29 protein-coding genes are annotated in these 23,123 nt (G+C 39.3%); 15 read left to right on the forward strand and 14 right to left on the reverse strand.

Annotated features, from left to right (window positions below):
• Positions 1 to 50 precede the first annotated feature (50 nt).
• A complete protein-coding gene (locus BUB03_RS10840; RefSeq protein ID WP_073062905.1) occupies positions 51 to 1,043 on the forward strand; it encodes an SDR family oxidoreductase in 993 nt (330 codons plus the stop codon).
• Positions 1,044 to 1,101: 58 nt separating this feature from the next.
• On the opposite strand, the gene BUB03_RS10845 is transcribed toward BUB03_RS10840, so the two are convergent.
• Both BUB03_RS10845 and BUB03_RS10850 read right to left on the reverse strand, forming a co-directional pair.
• Positions 1,102 to 1,422 (reverse strand): helix-turn-helix domain-containing protein, encoded by a 321-nt coding sequence (locus BUB03_RS10845; protein ID WP_073062907.1) that lies wholly within the window; start codon positions 1,420 to 1,422, stop codon positions 1,102 to 1,104.
• Positions 1,423 to 1,434: 12 nt separating this feature from the next.
• Positions 1,435 to 1,863, reverse strand: a complete 429-nt coding sequence (locus BUB03_RS10850; RefSeq protein WP_040995102.1) for a transposase — start codon at positions 1,861 to 1,863, stop codon at positions 1,435 to 1,437.
• Positions 1,864 to 2,272: 409 nt separating this feature from the next.
• Here BUB03_RS10850 and BUB03_RS10855 point away from each other — a divergent pair, with 409 nt between their 5' ends.
• Positions 2,273 to 3,901, forward strand: coding sequence for a helix-turn-helix domain-containing protein (locus BUB03_RS10855; RefSeq protein WP_083538903.1), 1,629 nt, complete (start codon positions 2,273 to 2,275; stop codon positions 3,899 to 3,901).
• A 152-nt stretch (positions 3,902 to 4,053) separates the two neighbouring features.
• Positions 4,054 to 5,901, forward strand: a complete 1,848-nt coding sequence (locus tag BUB03_RS10860; protein ID WP_073062910.1) for a chloride channel protein — start codon at positions 4,054 to 4,056, stop codon at positions 5,899 to 5,901.
• Positions 5,902 to 6,000: 99 nt separating this feature from the next.
• Here BUB03_RS10860 and BUB03_RS10865 read toward each other — a convergent pair whose 3' ends face one another.
• The 4 genes from BUB03_RS10865 to BUB03_RS10880 all read right to left on the reverse strand — a co-directional run bounded on the left by BUB03_RS10865 (position 6,001) and on the right by BUB03_RS10880 (position 10,561).
• A complete protein-coding gene (locus BUB03_RS10865) occupies positions 6,001 to 6,945 on the reverse strand; it encodes an aldo/keto reductase (RefSeq protein ID WP_073062911.1) in 945 nt (314 codons plus the stop codon).
• Between the two features lie 167 nt (positions 6,946 to 7,112).
• Positions 7,113 to 7,706: a hypothetical protein gene (locus BUB03_RS10870; RefSeq protein ID WP_073062912.1), complete on the reverse strand. Its 594-nt coding sequence runs from the start codon at positions 7,704 to 7,706 to the stop codon at positions 7,113 to 7,115.
• A 186-nt stretch (positions 7,707 to 7,892) separates the two neighbouring features.
• A complete protein-coding gene (locus BUB03_RS10875) occupies positions 7,893 to 9,698 on the reverse strand; it encodes a hypothetical protein (protein ID WP_073062913.1) in 1,806 nt (601 codons plus the stop codon).
• A gap of 254 nt (positions 9,699 to 9,952) precedes the next feature.
• Positions 9,953 to 10,561 (reverse strand): hypothetical protein, encoded by a 609-nt coding sequence (locus tag BUB03_RS10880; RefSeq protein ID WP_073062914.1) that lies wholly within the window; start codon positions 10,559 to 10,561, stop codon positions 9,953 to 9,955.
• Between the two features lie 523 nt (positions 10,562 to 11,084).
• Between BUB03_RS10880 and BUB03_RS10885 the strand changes: the two genes are divergently transcribed.
• On the forward strand, positions 11,085 to 12,335 hold the full coding sequence (locus tag BUB03_RS10885; protein ID WP_073062915.1) for a site-specific integrase: 1,251 nt from the start codon (positions 11,085 to 11,087) through the stop codon (positions 12,333 to 12,335).
• A 196-nt stretch (positions 12,336 to 12,531) separates the two neighbouring features.
• Here BUB03_RS10885 and BUB03_RS10890 read toward each other — a convergent pair whose 3' ends face one another.
• The gene (locus tag BUB03_RS10890) at positions 12,532 to 12,885 is read right to left on the reverse strand and encodes a hypothetical protein (RefSeq protein ID WP_139258820.1); all 354 of its coding nucleotides are present in this window, start codon (positions 12,883 to 12,885) and stop codon (positions 12,532 to 12,534) included.
• 20 nt (positions 12,886 to 12,905) lie between these two features.
• On the opposite strand from BUB03_RS10890, the gene BUB03_RS10895 reads away from it, so the two are divergent.
• Genes BUB03_RS10895 through BUB03_RS10940 form a run of 11 tightly spaced genes read left to right on the forward strand, consistent with a single transcriptional unit; the run spans position 12,906 to position 18,982 of the window.
• Positions 12,906 to 13,298: a single-stranded DNA-binding protein gene (locus BUB03_RS10895; RefSeq protein WP_073062920.1), complete on the forward strand. Its 393-nt coding sequence runs from the start codon at positions 12,906 to 12,908 to the stop codon at positions 13,296 to 13,298.
• Between the two features lie 44 nt (positions 13,299 to 13,342).
• Positions 13,343 to 14,416, forward strand: a complete 1,074-nt coding sequence (locus BUB03_RS10900) for a DUF932 domain-containing protein (protein WP_073062922.1) — start codon at positions 13,343 to 13,345, stop codon at positions 14,414 to 14,416.
• 53 nt (positions 14,417 to 14,469) lie between these two features.
• A complete protein-coding gene (locus BUB03_RS21885) occupies positions 14,470 to 14,640 on the forward strand; it encodes a hypothetical protein (RefSeq protein ID WP_167357242.1) in 171 nt (56 codons plus the stop codon).
• A 6-nt stretch (positions 14,641 to 14,646) separates the two neighbouring features.
• Complete coding sequence (locus tag BUB03_RS10905; RefSeq protein ID WP_073062926.1) at positions 14,647 to 14,853, forward strand: DNA-binding protein; 207 nt, start codon at positions 14,647 to 14,649, stop codon at positions 14,851 to 14,853.
• A 16-nt stretch (positions 14,854 to 14,869) separates the two neighbouring features.
• Complete coding sequence (locus BUB03_RS10910; protein ID WP_073062929.1) at positions 14,870 to 15,208, forward strand: molybdenum ABC transporter ATP-binding protein; 339 nt, start codon at positions 14,870 to 14,872, stop codon at positions 15,206 to 15,208.
• A gap of 18 nt (positions 15,209 to 15,226) precedes the next feature.
• Positions 15,227 to 15,442, forward strand: coding sequence for a hypothetical protein (locus tag BUB03_RS10915; RefSeq protein ID WP_228417841.1), 216 nt, complete (start codon positions 15,227 to 15,229; stop codon positions 15,440 to 15,442).
• The gene (locus BUB03_RS10920) at positions 15,439 to 16,050 is read left to right on the forward strand and encodes a PRTRC system protein E (protein ID WP_073062932.1); all 612 of its coding nucleotides are present in this window, start codon (positions 15,439 to 15,441) and stop codon (positions 16,048 to 16,050) included. Before BUB03_RS10915 ends, BUB03_RS10920 begins: the two co-directional genes overlap by 4 nt.
• 18 nt (positions 16,051 to 16,068) lie before the next feature.
• Positions 16,069 to 16,287: a PRTRC system protein C gene (locus BUB03_RS10925; protein WP_073062935.1), complete on the forward strand. Its 219-nt coding sequence runs from the start codon at positions 16,069 to 16,071 to the stop codon at positions 16,285 to 16,287.
• A gap of 18 nt (positions 16,288 to 16,305) precedes the next feature.
• Entirely contained in the window at positions 16,306 to 17,469 is a 1,164-nt protein-coding gene (locus tag BUB03_RS10930) for a hypothetical protein (RefSeq protein ID WP_073062937.1), read from the forward strand.
• Complete coding sequence (locus tag BUB03_RS10935; RefSeq protein WP_073062940.1) at positions 17,466 to 18,176, forward strand: PRTRC system protein B; 711 nt, start codon at positions 17,466 to 17,468, stop codon at positions 18,174 to 18,176. The genes BUB03_RS10930 and BUB03_RS10935 overlap by 4 nt, the downstream gene beginning before the upstream one ends.
• Complete coding sequence (locus BUB03_RS10940) at positions 18,176 to 18,982, forward strand: PRTRC system ThiF family protein (protein ID WP_073062942.1); 807 nt, start codon at positions 18,176 to 18,178, stop codon at positions 18,980 to 18,982. The genes BUB03_RS10935 and BUB03_RS10940 overlap by 1 nt, the downstream gene beginning before the upstream one ends.
• Before the next feature lie 285 nt (positions 18,983 to 19,267).
• Here the strand turns inward: BUB03_RS10940 and BUB03_RS10945 are convergent, their stop codons facing one another.
• The 7 genes from BUB03_RS10945 to traN form a co-directional block, all read right to left on the reverse strand.
• On the reverse strand, positions 19,268 to 19,717 hold the full coding sequence (locus BUB03_RS10945; protein ID WP_073062944.1) for a response regulator: 450 nt from the start codon (positions 19,715 to 19,717) through the stop codon (positions 19,268 to 19,270).
• Between the two features lie 271 nt (positions 19,718 to 19,988).
• Entirely contained in the window at positions 19,989 to 20,288 is a 300-nt protein-coding gene (locus BUB03_RS10950) for a helix-turn-helix domain-containing protein (protein ID WP_073062947.1), read from the reverse strand.
• On the reverse strand, positions 20,269 to 20,580 hold the full coding sequence (locus BUB03_RS10955) for a helix-turn-helix domain-containing protein (protein WP_073062950.1): 312 nt from the start codon (positions 20,578 to 20,580) through the stop codon (positions 20,269 to 20,271). The genes BUB03_RS10950 and BUB03_RS10955 overlap by 20 nt, the downstream gene beginning before the upstream one ends.
• A 174-nt stretch (positions 20,581 to 20,754) precedes the next feature.
• Complete coding sequence (locus BUB03_RS10960) at positions 20,755 to 21,042, reverse strand: molybdenum ABC transporter permease (RefSeq protein WP_073062953.1); 288 nt, start codon at positions 21,040 to 21,042, stop codon at positions 20,755 to 20,757.
• 110 nt (positions 21,043 to 21,152) lie between these two features.
• Complete coding sequence (locus BUB03_RS10965) at positions 21,153 to 21,602, reverse strand: DUF3872 domain-containing protein (RefSeq protein ID WP_073062955.1); 450 nt, start codon at positions 21,600 to 21,602, stop codon at positions 21,153 to 21,155.
• 11 nt (positions 21,603 to 21,613) lie between these two features.
• On the reverse strand, positions 21,614 to 22,174 hold the full coding sequence (locus BUB03_RS10970; RefSeq protein ID WP_073062957.1) for a conjugal transfer protein TraO: 561 nt from the start codon (positions 22,172 to 22,174) through the stop codon (positions 21,614 to 21,616).
• A gap of 21 nt (positions 22,175 to 22,195) precedes the next feature.
• Positions 22,196 to 23,092, reverse strand: coding sequence for a conjugative transposon protein TraN (gene traN, locus BUB03_RS10975; protein WP_073062959.1), 897 nt, complete (start codon positions 23,090 to 23,092; stop codon positions 22,196 to 22,198).
• Positions 23,093 to 23,123: the final 31 nt, after the last annotated feature.

The following is a 23,123-nucleotide window of genomic DNA, read 5'->3' on the forward strand; positions in this document are numbered from 1 at the left end:
ATATTCCGAAAAGAACAGAATATACATCTTACCACCTTAAAAATATTAATATGAAAAATTCTAAAAAACCTTATTTGTTTGGAAAAACAGTGGTGATCACCGGAGCATCCAGCGGTATCGGCAAAGCCGCAGCAGAAGCATTTGCTCAGGAAGGAGCAGATCTTGTTCTCGCTGCACGCGGGGAAGAAGCTCTGAATGAAACGGCTGAAATATGCAGAAAGTCAGGAGTTGAAGTAATGGCAGTACCTACCGATATGTCTTCTCCTGAAGAAGTATACCGTCTTGCAGAAGAAGCTGTTAAAATTAATGGCAGAATTGATTGCTGGGTAAACAACGCAGGAGTGCTCGCTTTCGGGAAATTCGAAGAGATCCCTATTGAAGTGACAGACCAGATTATAAAAACAAATCTTTTAGGATATTTGCATGCTGCCCATGCAGTATTGCCGGTATTTAAAAGACAGAAAAAAGGAATTCTGATCAATAATATTTCCATCGGCGGTTGGATGCCTGCCCCATACGGAACAGCCTATACCGCTTCAAAATTTGGAATCCGGGGTATGGTGGAAACATTGCAGGGTGAAGTGTCGGATTTTCCTGATATCCATATCTGTGCTATGTATCAGGGCTTCCAGAAATCTTCAGGGATAGAACATGCGGCCAATTATTCAGGCATAAAACTGAGCACCCCTCCTCCATCGTTCGATCCGCGTGAGCTTGCTGCCTCAATGGTAAAAACAGCAAAGAATCCTGAACAGGCTGTTTATCCAGACTGGTCATCGGTTGTTTTTAAAAATCTTTATGAACTATTTCCCGGCCCTATCCGTTCTATTTCATCGGCTGCATTGAGAATGGTGATGAAGAAATCTGGCAACGAAGAAAATACTTCAGGAAACATACTTGGGCCCTCAGTGGGGAATATGAAAATTAATGGTAAAACATTACTGCCTTCTCCTTCCAAAGCACTCAAGGTGGCCGGAGCGGGAGCGATGGGCATATTGGCGATTGGACTTCTCTCATTGTCTTTATTAAAAGCAAGAAAATAATACTTTACAGTATCTCAAGAAAAAAATAGCCTCCCGAATGAGAGGTTATTTTTGATTTCTAAATAAATTTCTTTTTCCATTTTGAAATCGTATTCCTGCTTAGTTTAAAATGTCTGGCGAGCTGAGCATTGCTGTACCCATGTTCCTTCTGATAGTCCAGCATTTCAAGAATGGTCTCCCGGTCGAAACAACGGTGTCTTTGATTAAAAGTAAAGGCATTTTTATCTTCTCCGTCTGTAAGCATAGTACTGCATCTAATTACGTCAAGTATGGATAATTCCTTTTGTGAGAGCATGGATTTGAATAATTCTTTTTTTTCAGGGTACCTTTCATTGATAAGGTCTGTATAAATTCTTTTGTAGTCAGGGATGTTTTTCATTGTATATTATTCTTACATCATATTGTATTTATGCAGCCATTTGTAGAGGGTGCTTTTGGGAATTTTATATTCAGAAATGACGCTTGATTTTGTCATTTCACCATTTCTGATCTTGTCCAGAACAAACTCTATGATCTCCTTGGTATAAAGGTTTTTACGGAAAGAAGGCAATGAGTCCGGCGTATTTTTCTTCTGAATATAGTTCATGGAAGACTGTGGGGAATACAAAATCTGGTGCTGTGAATAGAGCCTGAAGAAATCATACTGCAGGAGCTTGCACCACCGTAATAGCATTTCTGTGTCGGAAGAAGGTGAATCATACATTTTGATGACATCCTCTTCCTTGCAGTTTAGAAATTTGCATATCCGCGACATTTCTATCCCGCTTTTGTCTGCCTTTTCTTTTATCATCGATCCAATATTCAGGTTTTTTAGATCCATATATTTTTTGTTTGTGTTTTTTATGTAAGGAATTTATTGCCTGGGAAAAGATAAAGGAAAAGCAATAGGACAAACTTCTTGTTGACAGGACTATTGCTTTTCATACCTGTGTTTTAGAATTTTTCAAGCCTGATTCTGTTAAGGACTATCATGGGATTCAGGAACAAGATTAAAGATTTAACCTGCCATAGAAAAGCTTTAAATGAAATGATTTCTGAAAAAAGAACAACTATTCTGAATATTTCGTTAAAATTAAAAAACAGCAGAATTAGAAATCGTTGAGGTGATGTAAACAGTTGTAATTCAGTGAGTTTAAAAAATTAATTAATCATATGAATTCTGAAAAACTAACACTATTAATGTACAGTTTTTATTAATATTGTACTTAATTTGCGCTTTCAAAACACACATGATGAAAAATATTGCTCTATTTCTTTTTTGTCTGGTTTCCGGACTTCATCAGGCCCAGATGAATTCTGAATTTACAACGAATGCACAAATTGACTTAGGAATTAGCCGGGCCGATGAGCTGTCTGCCTCCGATCCTGCCCAATCCATACGGCTGGCTAACGAGATTTACAGAGCTTCAAAAAAGCAGGGCTATACAAAAGGTATACTTGGAAGCAGTTCCATATTGATGGCAAGATATTATGATGCAGGTAACCACAAAAAAGTAATTGATCTGAGTTCGGAAGCTGAAAAGCTGGCTATTGAGCTAAAAGATAATGCAAAATTAGCCAATGTATACAGACTTAGGGCATCATCCTATACCGAACTCGGTTTTAATGATGAAAGCATCAGAGATTATAAAAAAGCACTCACGATTTCCGAAAAGGTATCTTCCAACGACAGAAAGAATTATCTAAAATCTTTAACCTATACCGGGATCTGTGGATATTTTGCCCATATAAATGCACCGCTCGACTCCGTAATAGCCTATCAGAAGAAAGCTCTTGAAAGTGCCGTTTCTATAAGTGAAAATAAGGATTTTATCTCCAGAAAATACCATCTTCTGGCCCTGTCTTACATCAATCTGGGGATGACAAGTGTTGCGTCACACCGTATAAAAGATGCTGAAAACTACTTCCTTAAAGCTCTGAAAATTTCCCAAAATCCGGATTATGGAGTACCCAAACGTATCAATATCACCATTCTTAGCGAATATGCCTGGCTCTATTATGACCAGAAGAAGTATAGGCAGGCCGTAGAATATGCTCAAAAAGCTGAACAATCAGAGAAAACACTCAGTATTCCTTACATACGGAGGGATCTTTATGAAGTAAGTTTCAAATCTTATGTAGAATTAGGTGAAAAAGAAGCCTCTAAAAAATACATGAATCTTTACACCAAGCTGAATGACAGCCTTGTGAATGAAGAAAAGAAAACAATTAATTCCCCGGTAAAACAAATTTTGGATAAACAGGGAGAAGCCTATACCTGGAATATTCAGAAAATCATTATGTTTTCTGGCGGATGTATGGCTGTTCTGCTGGCTGGCGGGTTGTTTTTATGGAACAGAAACAAGAAAAAGCTGCATAAAAAGTATGATATTGTGATTAAAAATCTGAAAGCAGCCCATCAGCTTCAGGCGGAAACCATAACAAGGCCTGAAGTTTCTTCTGAGAAAAGCATCAGTATCACAGATGAAACGGTAAAAACAATTCTTACCAAACTGGAAAAATTTGAAAAATCCCGGAAATTCACCAGAAAAGATCTCAGCCTGACTTCCCTGGCCAACGACCTGAATACCAATACGCGTTATCTTTCCGAGATTATCAAACAATATAAAGGAAACAATTACAATAATTACATCAACGGGCTCAGGATCAATTATATCACCAATAAACTGTATGAAAGCCCTATTTACAGGGAGTACAAAATCAGTTATCTGGCCGAGGCCTGCGGGTTTTCGTCAAGAGAAGTTTTTGCGGTTGTCTTCAAAAAAGAAACAGGGGTAAGTCCCTCCTATTTTATCAATAATCTCAAAAAAGACAGTATGGAATCTTCCACACAGGATTTCATTCAAAATCCGGAATAAAAGTTTTTGAGAATAATTTAAAATGATTTAACTTTCATTATATCAATTGTTTAATCTGCGTTTTGCACCCGTTTTCATCGTTGCAGATCAATTATTTATAAAGATATTTCATAAATTTACGGAACCATTATAATTTTAAAAGTGGTTTCCAGGTGAAAATTCACAACAAAAAAAAGTATTTAAGCTTTCTAAAATTTAAAAGAGACTTTCAGGAATACGGACTGGAAAAGGCCCGGAGCTACGAGCTGATCCTTCACTGGCTGAATAACAGGCTCAGCAGGAACCAGTTTCTCGTACTCTCCGGAATTCTTGTAGGCTGTACTGCGGGGCTTGCCGGAGTGGTCCTGAAAACCCTTGTGCATACCATTCACAATTTTATTACCCATAAAGTTCATTTTGAATACCAGATCCTGTTCTACATTGTCTTTCCTTTTTTGGGAATTGTACTCACTACTTCTATTGTGCTTACTATATTCAAAGGGCAGGACCGGAAAGGAATCGGTGCAATCTTATATGAAATTGCCCAGAACTCGAGTATTGTAGCTTCTGTAAAAATGTATTCGCAGATTATCCAGAGTGCCGTGACAGTGGGATTGGGAGGCTCTGCGGGATTGGAAAGTCCTATAGCTGTTACGGGAGCTGCCATCGGCTCCAATTATGCCCAGACCTACAGGCTGAGCTACAAAGAACGGACCCTCCTGTTGGCGGCAGGTGCTACCGCCGGGATCGCTTCGGCTTTTAATGCTCCGATTGCCGGGATCATGTTCGCTTTTGAAATTCTTTTGACAGGCGTGGTTTTTACAGATTTTATACCTTTGGTAGTGGCTGCGGTATGTGGAAGCCTTTTATCCAGAATTCTGCTTCAGGAAGATGTGCTTTTCAGGTTTTATACGAGGGATCCTTTTAACTATAAGAATGTTCCCTATTATCTTATCCTGGGAATTGTAACAGGATTGTATGCCCGTTATTTTGTGGTCATTTCCCAGAAGGTAGAGCATTTTATTAAAGAGCTTAAACTTTCAAGGATGCGCAAAGCAATGTTCGGCGGATTGGTACTGTCGTTGCTCTGTGTTCTCTTCCCACCCTTATTCGGAGAAGGATACGAGACGGTGAAAGCTTTTACCAACGGTAGTACTCATGCGATTATCAGAAACAGCTTTTTCAGGTATTTTGAGATCGGAGACTGGACCATTATTATATTTCTGGTTCTGGTATGTCTTTTAAAGGCTTTTGCCACGTCTTTTACCATATTCAGCGGAGGTAACGGAGGTAATTTTGCTCCTTCCCTTTTTGCCGGAGGTACGGTTGGGTATTTATTTGCCTTGGTTTGCCAGCACATAGGTTTTACCGATGTTCCGGTAACGAATCTCGTTCTTGTAGGCATGGCGGGTGCAATGAGTGGCGTGCTGTATGCTCCTCTTACAGCTATCTTTCTGATTGCTGAGTCCAGTTTTGGGTATGATCTCTTTATTCCGCTAATGATTGCATCTATTATCTCCTATCTGATTGCGAAATGGTTCTCCCCGATCTCTCCCGAACTTAAATCTTTGGCTGAACAGGGGAAAATACTGACCAAGCAGCATGATACCAACCTGCTTTTTGCTTTAAAAACCGAAGATTTCATAGATAAATATTCAGAAACGATCAATGAGCATGCTTCAATTACCGAATTATTCGAACAGGTGAAGAACGGAAATAAAAATATTTTTGCCGTCACAGATGAAGCAGGAAAACTGAAAGGGATTCTGACTTTGGATGATATACGCCCCTATCTTTTCAATAAAGAAACGGACAGCTCAATGACGGTTTCACAGATTATGAAAGCCCCGCCAGCAATCATTTACCGGGAAAATAAACCATTGGAAATCCTTCAGATTTTTGATGACTCCGGAGTGTGGAATCTGCCTGTTACGAGTGAAAATAATGATTTTATTGGGTTTATATCAAAATCATCGATCCTGATGAGCTACAGACAGCTCTTAAAAGAATACTCCGATTAAATTTTCTAAATAAGATCCGGGGAAAATAAAGATAACTTAAAAAAATATCCATTCAGTAAAACCGAATGGATATTTTTATTATATGTATGAGGTAAGAAATTATTTACTTGCTTCATTAAGCAGTTCAATATCTTCCTGATCCAGGACCAGTTTCGGAGCTTTGAATAAAGTATCAAGCTGAGAGGCGCTCGTTGCACTTACAATCGGTGCCGTGATCAGAGGATTAGCCAGAAGCCAGGCCAAAGCAGCTGTTCCCTGTGTGGTCTGATGCTTTTCGCTGACCTGGTCCAGAGCTTGCAGCACCTGAAGTCCTTTTGGGTTGAGATACTTTCTTACCCCATCACCTCTTTGGCTTTTGCTTAAATCCTCCTCAGTCCGGTATTTTCCGGTAAGAAAACCTGCAGCTAATGACCAGTATGGAAATACACTAAGGTCAAATTCTTGTACAAGCGGTGAATAATTTTTTTCGAACCCTTCTCTTTCCATCAAATTATAATGAGGCTGCAAAGCGACATATTTGGGAAGATTATATTTTTCCGAGGCTTCGAATGATTCCCTGAGGCGTTCAGGAGATAGATTGGAAGCAGCAATATATTTCACTTTTCCCGCTTTAATGATCTCGTCATATGCAGAAAGAGTTTCCTCTACCGGTGTCGTATTGTCATCATAATGAGTATAATAGAGATCAATATAATCAGTCTGAAGTCTTTGTAAAGATTCATCTACAGATTTCAGAATGTGTTTTTTGCTGGTATCCAGACCATGCTCTTTGGTTTGAGCTCCTACTTTGGTGGCCAGCACAATATTCTGACGGTTGGAGCGAGTTTTCATCCATTTCCCGATAATTTCTTCAGATTGACCGCCTATTCCGTTAACCCACCATGAATAAACATCCGCAGTATCTATAAAATCGAATCCTGCTTCCGTAAATTGGTCCAATATATCAAAAGACTGTTTTTCGTCAAGCGTCCATCCGAAAACATTTCCTCCAAAATTCACAGGAGCTACTGACAGATCAGTGTTTTTTATCTTTCTTTTTTCCATAAAAATGAATTGTAATTAAATTTTAAGAAGTATCTAAGGTAGGGAATATCATGGAGGATTCCAGATTCAAAATAAGCATACCGTTTATAGTTATTATAAATGGACAAGGCTAAAATCGCCTGTGTCAGTATGGTTTAATAACTTTTCAGAACCGGAGAATTTTTGTTTTAAGAATCCTTTAAATGTAACAGATCTAAAACCCCTGGTGAAACTTTCAAATCGGGCCGGAATTGTAGAATACCCTTTATAAAATGTCTTTTTAATTCCTTTCCATTGCGTATTGAAAATGGAGTATTTAATATAATGGTTTTATAAACTATCTTGTTTCTGGAATTATCAAAATAACATACACAAATATCAAGTGCTACATCTTCACCATCCGATACAAATACATCATACTTTTGCGGATCGGGATTTGGATATAAAGACTTAAAAGTTAGTGATTCAACATTTTTTTCATCTTTAAAATGGTGCAGCCCATTTTGATCAACAATTACTTTGATGATTTTATTTTTTCTGATCGCCATGGTATCCTTTAATATGAAATATACCAGAAAAGATAAAAGAATTATGCCCAGTGCCGCGGAAAGAATCTTAACTTCAACAGATATTTTTCCGGATTCAATAATAATCAGTTCTAAATAGACTATTCCAAAAACTGCAATCACAAGAACAGCCGCCCCAAAAGCCATTGCTATAAAAGTTGCTGTATTTGATTTTATTGATTCCAGTTTTGAAAATTCATTCTTCTGAACATCCATTTTTTGTGATTACAGTTTGAAACAAATGTAAGGAAGATAAATTTATTTATTAATATTTTTTGGAACAGCTCCAGAATTGAAAGCATAAAAGCAGGTAAATGTAATCTTACCCACCTGTGATCTGTCTGCAAAAAAACAGCCTCCATTATGTGGAAGCTGTTTATCTATCAATCTAAAAAAATACTGTTACTTTTCAACCTGAGGAATCTCAATAGCTGTAAGCATCAGTTTATATTCCTGCAGCTGCAGTTCTATAGTTTTTAACCCGCTTTTAAAGAAATTAGACGTTGGAAACAGGTTTTTATAATAATCTATTCCCTCAAGAATATTCTTTTTGAAAGTATTCCATTTTTTGACTTGGGCGTTGGTAATCTGTACCGAAGAATCACTGATTTCTTTTTTAAGGTAATCAACATACATTTTCAGCTCGTTGATGAACATATTCGGACGGTGATTATCAGGAAGAATATTGGTATTTCCGTAGATATGCCTTACCATTTCTGAAAGTGAAACTTCTTTATCAAAAAAAGCAAGATTAGGCCCCGGACATATCACTACGCCTTGTTTTTCACCTTTTATCTCCAGGTTCTGCTCTATGTAAGCTGCATTGACCAATCCTACACACAGACAGGCTTTATCTGTAATTTCAGTTTTTCTTTTGTTAAATTCTTCAGGGGTAAGTTCATGATCAGCCTCAAGCTCTTTTAACTTAATGTCCTGATACTTTTTAGAGGCTGTACATGTTCCTTGCGGTGAAAATTCCTTGCTCAGGGCCAGTAATTTTTTAGGGCATGAGCTTCCGTATTTTCCGGCGGCTTCTTTCTGGTATTTCAGGATTTCATTAGAGGTGCCTTTTACTGTATTAAAAGGAACTCCCAGAGGGGAAATATTACTCAGATAAAAATCCTGTTCTTTAGATTTCAAAAGCAGGTTTCTGGTTTCGGTGTCTACAGAAGTGGCTTCAGGAACCAAAAGGAATGGTGATCCCCATCCAACACTGTCCACCTGATAATTTTCGAGTAAAAACTCATGTTCCTCAGAAGTGCCTACGCCTCCCTGAACGGTAATTTTCATTTCAAGAGACTCAGAAATCACATGTTTTCCTTTCTGTTCCAGGGCAGTGACCATTAAAGCATGGGCAGATTGAATAAGATCATTTTTTTTCAGCTTAAATTCTTCCATGATAGGTCCCAGCAACATTCCTTCCGTAGCAAATGCATGCCCTCCGCAGTTCAGTCCGGACTCAATCCTGTATTCTGATATCCACAGCCCTTTTTTAGCTAGAAAATTCCCTTGTATCATAGCTGAACGGAAATCACTGACCTTAAGAATGATTTTCTTTTTCAGAATTCCATTACAGTCAGGAAAAAAGTCGTCAAATTCTTCAATATAGCTGTATAAGCGTGGATTCATTCCCGCAGAAAGGACCATTGAAGAAGACAGCTTGCTCTGTGCAAATCCGCGTAATGAGGCATGCGCATCATTAAATATAACAGGAAGCTGCTCATCTTTTTTGTAGTTGTCCTTATCCACTTTCGTCATGATATTGACATCGATACTTCCCGGCTTCAGATTAGCTTCAATAAAATTTTTGATGCCGGAACCTAAATTCTCTTTCTGATTCATCAGATTTTGCAATCCGTTTTTCAGGTCTGAAGTATTGGGCAGAATGGCCATGAAATTCTTTAATGTCTCTTTGTTTTTGATGATTTCCTGTTTGAAAGATTCAAATTTTTCATTTACGATATCATCTACCATATCCAGGTAGGCTGTAATTCTTTTCGCTCTGTAATCCTCGGCTTTTGTTGAAATCCCCAGATAATCAAGATTAAATTTCCTGTTGTAGAAGTTTTTCATTTTTTCCAGGATTTCATCGTCAATGATGGAAATAACGGAAGAAATTCCATACTGGGCAACACGGATCGGGCTGTCTATGGTATAAGCCAGTCCCATTACCGGAATATGGAAATTGTGTAACGGTTTATGTGTCATTTTATTTTGATAAAAATTCTTTCGCAAAGAATGAATTAAAATCCCGGATTACCTTATCCGGACCGATGAATAGTACGGTTTAAAATTTTAATTGACTTAAATTTATCATTTTAATATTAGTTATGCATTAAATAACACTTATAATATCGGAAATATGTTAAATATCATTTTTTGGAATAAGTGAAAATTGTCTGTTTGAATTAAATACGGATGAAAGCAGCTTTAACTGACTTAAAAAAATAATAAGCCTAACCCTATTCGAAATCCAGAAAACCGTCTGAAAGCTTTTTCCACTGTATTTTTGATAACCCCATTATTCCCCCGACAGCAACCATAAGATTCCTGATGATATCAATAAATCCGGCCTTAAAATTGGGACTCTCGTTCCTTCCGTAAACTGCTGCTTTCAAATGAGTGGGTGTTCTGGCAATCATAAAGGAAGAGGTTGCTCTGGAACTGTAAAAATGGGCAATATGTCTGTTTTTTTTATCTTGCGGGTTTCGGGAAGGGGTACAGGTCATGAGAATACTTTCAGAGAAGTTATCTTCCTGGAAACAGATATCGGTGACTTCTACCCAGTCATACCCTTTTGCTTCTGGATCTCCTGGCCCCGGAATGTCAATTCTCATGAAATCTCCTTTTTGAGGAGTTCTTTCTGTCTCGTTTCCCTGGGAATCATAGAGTTTGAAAGATGCAAACCCCTCACCGCAATAGCTTTGCCATTTGCTGACAGAGAAAAATCTTTGTTTTAACACATCAAATTTAAGAGGAAGAAGAGCAGGCTCAAACTCCTTCTGGCTTTCTGTGTCATGAAATCCGCCTGATTGCTGCTGGGGAACCCTGTTAATCTGCTTTGGTTTCATTGTAGATGATTTTATACTAAGTTATAAAAACCCGGAAGATCTCTTTATGAGCGGGGTCATAAGATAGAATAAAAAGCCTCTCAATTGAGAGGCTAATGTTAAAACGTAATGTATTGATGGGGAATATTATTTCCTTCACCAAAAGTAAGGGGAATGGGCGGTGTATTTTATGACTGGAGTCAGGTTGACAAATATTTATTATGGATTTTGTTTGGATTTTAAAGTTTTGTGTGCTTTTTTTGAAGTGATAATTATTTTAGAATAAAAAGATTATTAAAAAGCAAAGATAAGCAAAACGGTTAAACCCGTTACTATACAACGCTTTATAAAATAGTAGTCTTAGTTTGGAACTCGGTGTCTGATAAGTTTTAGGCTTAAAATGACAAGGTTAGGTTACTAATTCGTTACCGATTGATAAAGGTAACACCACAGCTTAACCAGTTATATTTCAGTGTTTTGCACTCTTTTTTATATTCCCTTGTAACTCAATGTAATTTAATTTTAAACATTAAACATTTGAGTTATGGAGCAGACAAAAAAGTCCACGTTCAAACTACTTTTCTATTTGAAAAAGAACGAACTGAAAAAGAATGGTAACGCCCCGGTTATGGCACGTATTACCATTGACGGAACAGCTAAAACTTTGGGTACAAAGTTAGAAATTAACCCCAATAATTGGGATTTAAAGTACGGAAGAGTTGAGGGTAAAAGTGCAACAGCTTTAAGCATCAACCAAAAATTAGACAATATACGTGGGCGTATCGACACGATTTATGAAGATATGCTGAAGCACGAGGGTTTTGCAACCGCACAAAAAGTGAAACTTTCTTTTTTGGGTGTTGGAGTAATGGATGATGCCATATTGAAACTTTTCAAAGTCCAAAATGAAGAGTTTGAAAATATGGTAGCAAAAGGCAAACGTACACAAGGCACTTACAACAAATATATCACCGTTTACAATCATCTTACAGAGTTTATCAAGGAACGCTACCATAGGGACGATATGGCGTTTCGGGAATTGACTACCGATTTTATCCGTGAATTTGATTTTTACCTCCGCATTGATAAAGGGTGTGCTCATAATACGGTTTGGATTTACACAATGCCTGTCATAAGTTTAGTTAAGCTGGCGGTCAAGAAAGGTATGATACGTGAAAATCCTTTTGAGGATTACGAAATCAGTATGGAAGAAACCGACAGAGGTTATATACTGAAAGAAGACGTAGAAAAGCTGATGATGTGCAAACCACCGCATAAAAGATACGAGCTTGTAAAGGATATTTTCATTTTTAGCTGTTTTACAGGACTTGCTTATGCGGATATTAAAAAACTGACGAGGAACAATATCCAGTCTTTTTTCGATGGTCATCAATGGATTATCAGCCGAAGACAGAAATCTGATATTTCTTCCAATGTTCGTTTAATGGAAATCCCTAAACGTATCATAGAAAAGTATATTGGCACTACACGTAATGAATTTATCTTTCCGGTTCCTACAAATGTAACCTGCAATAACCACGTTACTAAACTGATTGAAAAAGCAGAAATTATTACGGAGCAAAAAGTAACTTTCCATACGGCAAGGCATACTTTCGGAACAATGTTCTTGACCGAGGGCGTACCGCTTGAAAGCCTTAGTAAAATGATGGGGCATAAAAACATTTCCACTACACAGATTTATGCTAAAATCACAAGCCAAAAAATCAGTAAGGATATGGATTTGGTAACCCCAAAATTCAAGGCAATGGAAGAAGCATTTTTAACGGCTATCTAATTAGCTTTTATATTCATAATTGAGCAGAACTTAACGGTTCTGCTTTTTTTATGTCCATACTTTTTGTAGCCAAAGCACATTTACTTTCCCCAAAGCAATCCCACCGCAGTAAAAGAGCTTTTGACTACTTCTGAAACAGTAAATTGAAAAATGTAATCCCCCTGCACTAACCTCATTTCCATTTTCCAAATCACTTTTAACAGGCTATCACAGCCTGAATATTATCCCCAACAAAAATATTATTAGAATAGAATTTTCCACAATCAACCGGTAAAAAGGCAGCTAAGGTATAGCGGGCAGCCACGCACCTCCCCAACCAAAAGACTACGGCATAATGACAAGGCAAAATGATGGCTTCGCCGGGTTGTAGTGTGTTGCCTTGCCACCCTTCGGGACTTATTCCGTTTCCTTTTGGTTTTTCGCCTTGCCCGCTTGGATTATCTGCTTTCTTTTTTCCGGTTTTTCTTTTGGAAAAATTTATGCGAAGCGAAGCGGAGCAGACCACAACAGGAAGCAGGGAACGAGAAAAGCGAACGTAACAAAATGTCAAATTTTTAAAACAGAACGATTATGAACATCATCGGACGACTGACAAGAAATGCGGAAGTACGCACCTTGTCGAACAGCAAACAGGTAGTGAATTTCTCAATCGCTACGAACGACAACTATCGCAACAAGCAGGGCGAACGAGTAGAGCAAACGACCTACTTCGACTGTGCCTATTGGATTTCTGCAAAGGTGGCAACGCTACTGACCAAAGGCACTTTGGTGGAACTCACAGGTAGGGTAAGCACAAGGGCGTGGGTAGGCAAAGACGGAGAGCCAAAGGCAGGGTTAAACTTCCATACCTCAAACATCAAACTGCACGGAGGTAGCAGGAGAGCCGAAACCGTACAGGCTACTGAACAAGCAAACAACAACGAATTTACAGCACAGGGAACGGAGGACGACCTCCCATTTTAATCAAGAACATTCATTCATTTTTTAACATCAAAATTTTAAGCATTATGGCACACAACATCAATTTCAACGAGAGAACAGGAAAGTACAGTTTCTTTACAGTACAGCAAAAAGCGTGGCACGGATTAGGACAGGTTGTCGAACAATACCCGACAAGCGAGGAAGCTATTAAACACGCTGGGTTAGATTACGAAGTCGTAAAATCCCCACTATTTACCAAAGGTTCGGGCATTATCGAAACCGCACAGGGCATAGAGATAGGCAGTAGCGAATTGGAAGTACCTAACTATTTTGCTAACATTCGCACCGATAACAATGCAGTATTAGGCGTAGTCGGTAAGGATTACCACATTGTGCAAAACCGTGAAGCCTTTAATTTCTTTGATGCTATCGTAGGTGGTGGCGAGGGTATTCTCTACGAAACCGCAGGAGCATTGGGTAAAGGAGAACGCATTTTTATTACTGCAAAATTACCCGACTATATCCGTGTAGGCAATGGCGATGACGTTACGGAAAAGTACATCTTCCTAACCACTTCACACGATGGCAGTGGAAGTATAACAGCCGCATTTACTCCTATCCGTATCGTTTGTCAAAATACCCTTAACGCTTCGTTACGTAGTATGACCAATGTAGTCCGTATCAAACATACTTCGGGAGCAAAAGGGCGTATCGAGAACGCTCACAAGATTATGGGATTGGCGAACACATTGAGCAACCAATTAGAGGGCATTTTCAACGAGTGGACAAAGGTAAAGGTAACAGACCGAGAGGTAAGAAAGCTAATCCAATTGGCACTTTGCCCGAATAAGGAAACCCTTGATTTGATTAAAAAAGGTGCGGAAGATGAAGTTTCAACCGTGTTTAAAAATGTCGTTGATGACGCTTTTGGCTATGCAATGATGAGCGACACACAGCAAATGGACACGACAAAAGGCACATTGTTCGGAGCATACAATGCGGTTACAGGCTACTATCAGAATGTACGGAATTACAGGGATGACGAAGCCAAGTTGCAGAGTATTGTATTAGGCGGAACGGCACAAGCCAAATCACAGAAAGCATTTGACCTATGTACTGCCTTTGCATTAGACGGTGCGGAAATCCTAACACTTAATTAAATAACCACAGGCTACCGCCTTAATCGGTGGTAGCCTACTATAAAACAACAATAATGAAAGTAGAAACATTTATAGCAACCATAAAGCACAACAACGGAACAGTAAACCTCAAAGTGGTATCACTAAATGGTAAGCAGGGAGCAATACAGCAGATAACAACCGTAGAGGATTGCCCCGAATGTGCCATTACGGAAATAGTAAAGATTGATAACGACACAAATTAGTGAGAAATGAAGACAACATCAAAGACCGAAGCGAAGCAGTTGGCAAAAGCATACAGCCATAATAAAGAGTACAAAGACGTGGCTTTATACATCATCTACTGTAACCGAACAGAACTATACTATGTAGATACTAACAGCCTAATAAGGCTTTGGGAACAACTAATCGGCTACTATGTAAACGGAGTTTATACTGCCGAAAAATCACATTCATAACCTTTAAGCGAGTATAATGAAAACGAAAGCAATAGCCACAAAGTTTGTCCGCCACGAAGTACCCGAACTGGAAACGCTGAAATCTTCAAAGGTCTATCAGTTAAGGGAAAAACTGAACAAAGGCGAGAAATTGAGCCGAGCCGAAAAAAATTGGATTGCGGAAGCAGTAAACCGCAATGCGTTTTTCAGAAAAGCCGTACCCCTTATGGGTTATCGCTTTGGTTTTGAGGATATTTTAAAAGCCTATGTAGTGAAGCAGTACGACAGTTGGCAGGAATACAATGCCCCCGATAAAACGAGCCTACGGAGTTTCATTTATGGCAGGATTGAACAAATAGCGGAAATAAGCAAATAACATTTAAAAGCGAGTACAATGAAAATGCACGTAACAGATTTAAACGGTTGCCCCATTGAGATAACAGACCTTGATGAAGCTATCCAAATAACGAAAGAAAACAAGGAATACAGGCACGAGGACAAAAGTTTTTCCGAGTTCGACAAAAGGCAAAACGCCTATTGGACGGATATGTACGAAAAACTAAAAGCAATCAAAAAACAAGTAACAACAATTAAAATTTTAGAGCGATGAACACAAATTTTTTCAAACAAGTACAGCAGTTGGATTTTACAGGCAATTTACAACTGACGATAACCAAAGGAGCAGAAAGCAATCTAATTGTATCGGTATTGCTCCATAACGAACAATGCGGAGATAGTGCCAAAAACCTCATTCCCCCATTGACATTTAACGCCACCGCACAGGAGTTTGACGAGGGATTTTTTGAGCAAATAACCACACCTGTACAAAAGGTATCGGGCTTAATGGTAGATATGGAAAAGTTCCAAAAGCAATTGGACGAAGCCAAAGCACAATCGGCAATCGAGAAAGCAAAAGCCGAAAAAGAGAAAAAGGAACAGGAAGCCAAAGACAAGAAGTTTAAACAGGCTATGGATAAGGTGGACGAGTTGGAGAAAGAGGGTAAGTTCCGTGAAGCGTGGATAAAAGTACCCGACATAGCGGAGTACCCCGAAAAAGCGGACGAACTACGCAAACGCAAAACATCATTATCAGACAAGTTTGCAACACCGAGCCTTTTCGGAGCAACGGAAGAAACAGCAACCGAACCGCCACAGGTGGCAGAAGCTACTGCCGATTGCCCGACAGACACAGCGGACGAAGAAGAAAACGAGTATTAACCATTAAAAACGAGCATTATGTTATTAGCAACGCATTTAGAGAGAGTTTTTGTACTCAAAGATAAAGGACAGGACATCAGACTGACCGACCCAGAGCCACGTTGGAGCGTGGAAGCGGTAATGAATTATTACGCCAATATGTACCCCATTCTGACGACTGCAAAAGCATCTGCACCGCAGATAAAAGACGATGCAGTAGAGTACAGATTTGAGAGCGTAATGGGTACGAAAGGTTAAACCAAAAATTGTAAAACGATGAATTATGCACAAACATATCATATCGGGAATAATCAGCATACCCGAACAGAACAGGCAACGGCAATTGCACCGACAGTTGGGCGAATTCGCAAATTGGCTACAAAGACCAAAGGACGCAAACCAAGTGCAGAAAGACAAGCAGAAATCCGTACCAATAGCAATGCTACCAATGGTATTCTAAAGTGTACGTTTCTGCCTAAACTGAAAACGGCACAATCCGTACAGGCTTGTCAGAAAACGGAAAGGGATTTTTACAAGTCCCTTTCCAAACTTGCCGAGCATTACAGCATTGAGCCGATGACGACACAGGCATATAATTTCCCTTACAATATTGCATTAGGTATGTGGGATATAGACACAAAACTAAAACGTACCCACAGGAATTGGGATAGTTTACGTTTGTTACAGGACAGTAAGAAAACCATTTTGCAAAGCGAGGAAAGATATAACGTAGGTACGACTTTGTTTCATATTCCTATTGTGCCACTCTTTCAAATGCTCAAAGACCCGAAACGTAAAAAGAACGCACAGTTACTCATATCGGTTTGCAGTTATCTGTATCATATTGCCCGAATACCCTATTACCGACAGGAAGACAGTTATCTGTATTGGCTGTATGAAACGCATAAAGATTGGATTGAGTATGACGAAACGGACGAAACCGAAACCTATAAAAGTGAGTTGCGACAGGCAGAGGTAATTGGCGACAGGATAGAACAAAAGCTATACAACCGTATCAATCTAACATTATTTGAACAGCGTTTGAGCCGATTTAAAAGCCGTGATACATTCGACAGGGAATGTTGGCAGGTGGCTTGTAATGCGTTTGCTATTTACACGGAATACCCGAAAGCAACCATTTTCCGAAATGCACCATTTTCCGAAGAAGACCCCTATAATGATGATTGCGAAAATGAAGCAATCGGAATGGAAAAGTACATTTCATTTGTTGCCGATACCAAAGGGTTGCTTTATAACAGCATTGTAGAGAATATCAATGGCGAATTTAACGAGTGCGGAATATTGGAAGAACCGAGCATTTCCATACCCTTTAAAGGAAACGACACTTCGGGCAAAAGCCTTGATTTTGAAAACCGAATGTTTGACTTATTGGACGACTTGTATATGTTATTGGAAAACTATAAAACGACAGAAAAATGAATGATATAACCGAAAAATTTGGAACATTGTACTATCCAAAATCCGCTTTGGTTTTCTATGAAACCAAAGGAACGGAAACCGATATGTACGTGGAGCATTTTGATATGGACAGCAACGGAACGCCCGTAAATGCACACCCATTGACCGTTAAGGAAGCCGAAATATTGGCAAAGGCTTTACAGACCGATGAAGAAAGAAGCAGAGCATTTTTAAAACCAAAGGGAATTTTGCCGACCAACATTCTGCATATCAATCCGAGCGAAAAAGGTGCGGTAATATGGTACACCAAAGCACAGCAAAGGCAGTTGTATTTTGTGGGTAGTTTGGGCATACCCAACGGAAAGGCACAAGTACCGCCAATGCTTTGGATAGCAAACAAAAACAGCCTTGCAGTTTTTGCCCTTGCCACCAACCGAAGACCTACCGAGAAAACGCCTTTGCATTATGCCCCTTTTTTCAATATCTACGAAAAAGGCAATGTATGTATGGGTACTGTTAGTATCGACATCAAAAATTCGGCTTCGGTTGAGGAATTTATACAGGCGTGGGAACATTATTTTTTCAATTCCTATTTCAGCCATTCATTATGCGAAAATTTGACGAAGAAAAATATTGTAAACCTTTGGAAAGACCTTATCAATACAGATAAACCCTTTCCGAAAGAAGTATTAAAGAAGAACAACAAAACCCTTAAAAATCTATTGTGATGAATACTACAAAAACAGCAATCCATTTTACAGATAACTATCTGCTCAATCCGACAAACCCGATTTCGGTAAACCTTATCGGAGCAGGTGGCACAGGCTCAAAAGTATTGACCGCTTTAATGGAAATAAACGAGAGCTTGATAGCATTAGGACACGCAGGATTACAAGTCCGCCTCTGGGATGATGATATTATCACGAGTGCCAATTTAGGCAGACAGCGTTTTTTTGAATGTGAAACAGGATTGTACAAATCCGTTGCATTGATAAACCGTATCAATCGTTGTGTCGGTACAAATTGGAAAGCCGAAACGGTTAAATTTGAAAAGGACAATTTGGGAAGAATACCCGAAGAAGCAAGGGCAATCATTACTATTACTTGTGTGGATAACGTACAGGCAAGGTTTGGCGTTGCGGAAATTCTGAAAGAAGTCAGCTACCGCAGACACTACCAAAACCACCCTAAATATTGGTTGGATTTTGGCAACAGCCGACACACAGGGCAAGTGATACTATCTACTATCGGAGAGATACAGCAACCCAATTCGGAGAAATACGAAGCGGTTGGAAACCTGCCCTTTGTTACCGATGAATTTGGCGAATTGCTGAAGCAATCCGAGCAGGAAGACAACACGCCAAGTTGCTCACTTGCCGAAGCGTTGCAACACCAAGATTTGTTTATCAATTCATCATTGACCCAAATGGGTTGCTCCTTATTATGGGACTTGTTTCGCTACGGAATGACACCGTATAAGGGATTTTTTCACAATCTGAAAGACTACCGCACCCACCCGATTAAGGTCGCTTAAACGCCAAAATCGGCGGGCAAAAATGCAATTCCTCGCTACGGTCGGAAACGCATTTTTGCGGTTTGAATAGGTGCAACCCCTTTGTCAAAATGCACCGCTCCACACATTCCCTTTCTTTACATTTTACCAAACAGGTTGCGAGTTTTTTGCGTGGGATATTCGGTATCCCAAAGATTGGTTTTAGCATAATTGACTTCTTTTCTTTTCACACAGCGACCAAAGAAAAGAAGCAAAAGAACGTCGCTTTATTAGAACAGATATTTTTACGCTGTTAGGATTGGACGGTTACTTATTGCCAAAATATTCCTGTACAATCTTCGCTACTCCAACACTAAAATATCTTCCGCCATTTGAAACTCCCTCAATGGCTTTTTTAAAATCGTCCCCATCGCTACCAATGAGCAGATAACCGTCAAAACCTATTTCCAAAAGAGGTTTTACGGCTTTTTCTGTATCAATATCACTATGGGCAATCAGTTTGATGCTTGGGTATTTTGTCCGTAGTTCCTGAAGCTCTGCCAATATATCCTTATCGTAAAAGTCGAGGTCAATAATACAAACTTCGGGAAGTGGGTTTAATGCAGATAATTGAGTTATTCCGTCCCCGATATGTTCCGAGCGGTACAGTATCTCAAATCCTAAATTAGTGAGGTCATTGCAAATAATATTTACAATCGGGCTTTTATCATTGATAAAGGCGAGGGTAATGTTTTGTTGTTTTGTACCAGTTTCCATATCATATCTTTTTAGAGTTGATATGTGGTTCTGCACAAAAAAAGCGCAGGCAACCACACTTATCGATACTACGGCACTGGTACGCCTAACCCCGAATAAGCGAGCGCCCACGCCATAACGTGAGCGTTCTTACTTATTGCCTCGGGGTTACGAAAAATTACCAGTTTTTAGTACCAAGACCTAAAGCAAAAACACTTTAAGTATTTTCTATATTTTCAGACACAAATATACTAAAGTCATTTCGATAGAAACGCAGTCAGAGCAAAAATAATCACACACTGTGTTTGTTATGGGGTATATAATTCTGTTCCAAGACAGTGAGGATATCACTTTCCTTATAAATTATCTTACCACCTATCTGTATATACGGCAGAATATTATCATCACGGTATTGCTGTAAAGTGCGTTTGCTGATGTGTAACAGCTTGCATACATCTTCGCCCGATAGGTAAATTTCTCCGTTCATTACAGGACGGTAATTTTTTAGTATTTGTTCGATACGGCTTCGCAACCGTGTTATCATCTCCTGTTGTTCGATGATTTCTTGGGCTTCATTCGTCAGTAAATCCATTGTCGTTGGTATTGTACGGCTGTCCGGCTTCAAGCAAAGCCTGTACATCCGAGCGTTTATAATAATTCTTACGGTTCAGTTTGGAATAAGGCAGTAAGCTTTTGTCCTTATAGGTTTGCAAAGTCCGTTTGGTAATATTCATCATCAAACAGACTTCCTGGTTATCGAGCCATTGCTCCTCTTTGAAAATCGGGGTATATTTCCGTACAGCATTTTCGGTCATTTCCAAAAGTTCCCTTAGCTCATTCTTCATTCCGTCCAATGCGGATTTTTGTATTGCGATAACTTCCATTTTTTGCTTGATTTTTCTGTGGAAGTCGAATTTATCAAGGCTTTTTACAGGGTTGGGAAATGTGGTATTGATTGGCGTTGAAAGGTAGTGTTTGGCGTTTTACGTTTGCTACAAACGAAAAATCGGATAACCTTTTGGGCTATCCGATTTATTCAAAATATTGTTAGAAAAAAGTCAGTGTTGAGCAGGTTGCTCTGTCTTTACTTCCTGTTTTTCCTTATCCTTTTTCATTTGGCTGTAAGTCCAGATACAGACAACACCAAGAATAATCAAAGCATAAGCAATCCATTTGCCGACACGTTCTAAAAAACGCACAAATACGGCAGTAGAATACCTCGAAAACATTTCTACACCTGCCACGCTACGTCTGTAAAACTTCCTGCGGTTGATAAAATAGATAATCCCTATACCAACAACGATAACAATAATACCAAACACTAATTGAGCCGTAACCGTATCCATACCACTAAAATTATATCAAGTAAAATTAAACAAAAACATCTTACACCGAAAGCCGAAAAGCAAAAAACCGACCTGTAAAGTCGGTTTTTTTAGCTTCATTTATATTGTTCTTAATCACTACTATTAAACTGAAAGCTCAATTGCTTTTCGTTTCCGAAGCTGTCCGAAATCCAAACCTCAAAAGATTGTGATACGGTAGATGCCGATGTGTAATACAATCTGAATTGCTCCGTTGGCAATGGGTACAAATCGTTCGGCAGATACGGCGGTTCATCATAATACCGCAATGTGCCTTGCCCGTCAAATTGGAAGTATCGGAGAAAATACTGTGTGTTGCTGTAATTTCCTGTACGCTGTATGGTAATGCGTATTTCTACCGTCTGTCCGTTCGCTACGTCCTTTGGAACAGGCATCACATTTACCTCAAAAGGAAAATCGTTTTGTATTTCGAGTTCGTCATCTTTGCTACAAGATACCAAAGTAACCGAAGCTGTGAGGATTGCCAAGAGTACATATATCGGCAGTAATCCTATTCTAAATTTATTGAATATTGCTATCATCGTTTTAAATTTTAAAAGTTAAACCTTAATCCCACGCCTGCGGACGGTCGGAATTGTCGCAAATCCGTTCCCCATAAGACCTTTGTACGCCCTTGCAGGACAAGTACAAATCGGTCGGACAGGTACGTTTCAAAAGTGAGCCGTCCGCCAGCTCCATAAATGAAGTTGTCCTCACTCAAAATCTTTGCTCCGTCATACAACATCGCTTCGCCACGATTGATGCTTTCATAACCGACTACTCCTGTTATTCCGAAGTTCAGCGTGATGTTCTTACGGGCATCGCCCAGCAGGAAGAAACTATAACCACCCTCTGCGGTATAAGTTTCCTGCGGTATTTGAAGCGTTTTATAATCGTGGTACTGATGTGTATATTCCAACGCCCATATTTGATAATTGCCGTTTTTACCGTTCACGGTCATACCGATATTGATGTAATAATCGTTGCCGATTTTATCATCGGACAGTATGCCTGTGCTTATTTCCAATCCTTTTTGCTTTGGCAACATTCGCTGTGCCTGTGCAACCGTGATACCCATTAGAACGAGTACCACGGTATAGATATACTTTTTCATTGTTATTGCTTTAAAGGGTTATTAAAATTTTAGGTGCATATCACTGATTACACGAGCTTTGATTAAGTCCGAATTTTCAACCTGAAGCGTTTGATGTCTGCCACCGTTTTTCTCGAAGATTTCAATCAGCAGTACCTTGTCATCGGCAATCGTGAATTTGTCTAACAGGAAAACATTTTGTTCGGTAGATTTTCCGTTTATTCCGTCTTCCAAAGGCTTGTAGGTTCTTAGCGGTATCAAAGGACGTTCCTGCACAACGGTACGTTTTGCTACTTTTTTATCTACGACCTTGAAATTGATAAAGTCAATGTCAAACGGCACATTGGTTTTGTTACGCAATTCTGTATGGAAATAGTATTTGCCGTTGTGTATGTAAATTCCTTTCAGAATAAACTGTATTCCGAAACTCTTTGCCCCGATATGCTTTACAACACGCTTGTCTTTCTTGTAAATGGTTTCCAACAGCAAGCCTGCCAAAGACGGAGAATTGTTGCCCAATTCCTCGAAAAGCACATCGTTTCCGTTGGCTTTATCTACTGCCTTTTGCATCGTGAGCAGGTCATAGCTCATTGCCTCCGGATAGGAACTGTAAAACACATTGAAGCTGTAAAAACGCCCGTCATTGGTAATGACTGAAAAATTGGTTTCGGGTTCAAAATCCCTTACCGATGCTTTTACACGCAACACGTTTTCCGCATCTTCCGCTTTCCCTGCAATCAGGTATTCGCTACCCAAATCCACATAGCGTATAGCGGTGGGGAAAATCAGGTGCGAAGTTTTATCGTAGGTCACTTCCATTTTATACGGTTCTATCTTGCCCAATGCAAGTTTAGTTCTTGCACTATCCTGTGCGTAAGACTGTACGGCAAAGCCGAGTATCAGGGCAAATGCCCAAAAGGTTTTTAAATGATTTTTCATTGTTTTATTTATTATTTATTTGAGTTCAACA

Origin of the sequence: Chryseobacterium oranimense, from assembly GCF_900129755.1 — a bacterium.
GTDB lineage: Bacteria > Bacteroidota > Bacteroidia > Flavobacteriales > Weeksellaceae > Chryseobacterium > Chryseobacterium oranimense.

Excerpts from the sequence above, each read along its gene's own strand:
- BUB03_RS10840 (WP_073062905.1), top strand. The coding sequence starts at position 51 with ATGAAAAATTCTAAAAAACCTTATTTGTTTGGAAAAACAGTGGTGATC.
- BUB03_RS10845 (WP_073062907.1), bottom strand. The coding sequence starts at position 1,422 with ATGAAAAACATCCCTGACTACAAAAGAATTTATACAGACCTTATCAAT.
- BUB03_RS10850 (WP_040995102.1), bottom strand. The coding sequence starts at position 1,863 with ATGGATCTAAAAAACCTGAATATTGGATCGATGATAAAAGAAAAGGCA.
- BUB03_RS10855 (WP_083538903.1), top strand. The coding sequence starts at position 2,273 with ATGATGAAAAATATTGCTCTATTTCTTTTTTGTCTGGTTTCCGGACTT.
- BUB03_RS10865 (WP_073062911.1), bottom strand. The coding sequence starts at position 6,945 with ATGGAAAAAAGAAAGATAAAAAACACTGATCTGTCAGTAGCTCCTGTG.
- BUB03_RS10870 (WP_073062912.1), bottom strand. The coding sequence starts at position 7,706 with ATGGATGTTCAGAAGAATGAATTTTCAAAACTGGAATCAATAAAATCA.
- BUB03_RS10875 (WP_073062913.1), bottom strand. The coding sequence starts at position 9,698 with ATGACACATAAACCGTTACACAATTTCCATATTCCGGTAATGGGACTG.
- BUB03_RS10880 (WP_073062914.1), bottom strand. The coding sequence starts at position 10,561 with ATGAAACCAAAGCAGATTAACAGGGTTCCCCAGCAGCAATCAGGCGGA.
- BUB03_RS10885 (WP_073062915.1), top strand. The coding sequence starts at position 11,085 with ATGGAGCAGACAAAAAAGTCCACGTTCAAACTACTTTTCTATTTGAAA.
- BUB03_RS10895 (WP_073062920.1), top strand. The coding sequence starts at position 12,906 with ATGAACATCATCGGACGACTGACAAGAAATGCGGAAGTACGCACCTTG.
- BUB03_RS10900 (WP_073062922.1), top strand. The coding sequence starts at position 13,343 with ATGGCACACAACATCAATTTCAACGAGAGAACAGGAAAGTACAGTTTC.
- BUB03_RS21885 (WP_167357242.1), top strand. The coding sequence starts at position 14,470 with ATGAAAGTAGAAACATTTATAGCAACCATAAAGCACAACAACGGAACA.
- BUB03_RS10905 (WP_073062926.1), top strand. The coding sequence starts at position 14,647 with ATGAAGACAACATCAAAGACCGAAGCGAAGCAGTTGGCAAAAGCATAC.
- BUB03_RS10910 (WP_073062929.1), top strand. The coding sequence starts at position 14,870 with ATGAAAACGAAAGCAATAGCCACAAAGTTTGTCCGCCACGAAGTACCC.
- BUB03_RS10915 (WP_228417841.1), top strand. The coding sequence starts at position 15,227 with ATGAAAATGCACGTAACAGATTTAAACGGTTGCCCCATTGAGATAACA.
- BUB03_RS10920 (WP_073062932.1), top strand. The coding sequence starts at position 15,439 with ATGAACACAAATTTTTTCAAACAAGTACAGCAGTTGGATTTTACAGGC.
- BUB03_RS10925 (WP_073062935.1), top strand. The coding sequence starts at position 16,069 with ATGTTATTAGCAACGCATTTAGAGAGAGTTTTTGTACTCAAAGATAAA.
- BUB03_RS10930 (WP_073062937.1), top strand. The coding sequence starts at position 16,306 with ATGAATTATGCACAAACATATCATATCGGGAATAATCAGCATACCCGA.
- BUB03_RS10935 (WP_073062940.1), top strand. The coding sequence starts at position 17,466 with ATGAATGATATAACCGAAAAATTTGGAACATTGTACTATCCAAAATCC.
- BUB03_RS10940 (WP_073062942.1), top strand. The coding sequence starts at position 18,176 with ATGAATACTACAAAAACAGCAATCCATTTTACAGATAACTATCTGCTC.
- BUB03_RS10945 (WP_073062944.1), bottom strand. The coding sequence starts at position 19,717 with ATGGAAACTGGTACAAAACAACAAAACATTACCCTCGCCTTTATCAAT.
- BUB03_RS10950 (WP_073062947.1), bottom strand. The coding sequence starts at position 20,288 with ATGGATTTACTGACGAATGAAGCCCAAGAAATCATCGAACAACAGGAG.
- BUB03_RS10955 (WP_073062950.1), bottom strand. The coding sequence starts at position 20,580 with ATGGAAGTTATCGCAATACAAAAATCCGCATTGGACGGAATGAAGAAT.
- BUB03_RS10960 (WP_073062953.1), bottom strand. The coding sequence starts at position 21,042 with ATGGATACGGTTACGGCTCAATTAGTGTTTGGTATTATTGTTATCGTT.
- BUB03_RS10965 (WP_073062955.1), bottom strand. The coding sequence starts at position 21,602 with ATGATAGCAATATTCAATAAATTTAGAATAGGATTACTGCCGATATAT.
- BUB03_RS10970 (WP_073062957.1), bottom strand. The coding sequence starts at position 22,174 with ATGAAAAAGTATATCTATACCGTGGTACTCGTTCTAATGGGTATCACG.
- traN (WP_073062959.1), bottom strand. The coding sequence starts at position 23,092 with ATGAAAAATCATTTAAAAACCTTTTGGGCATTTGCCCTGATACTCGGC.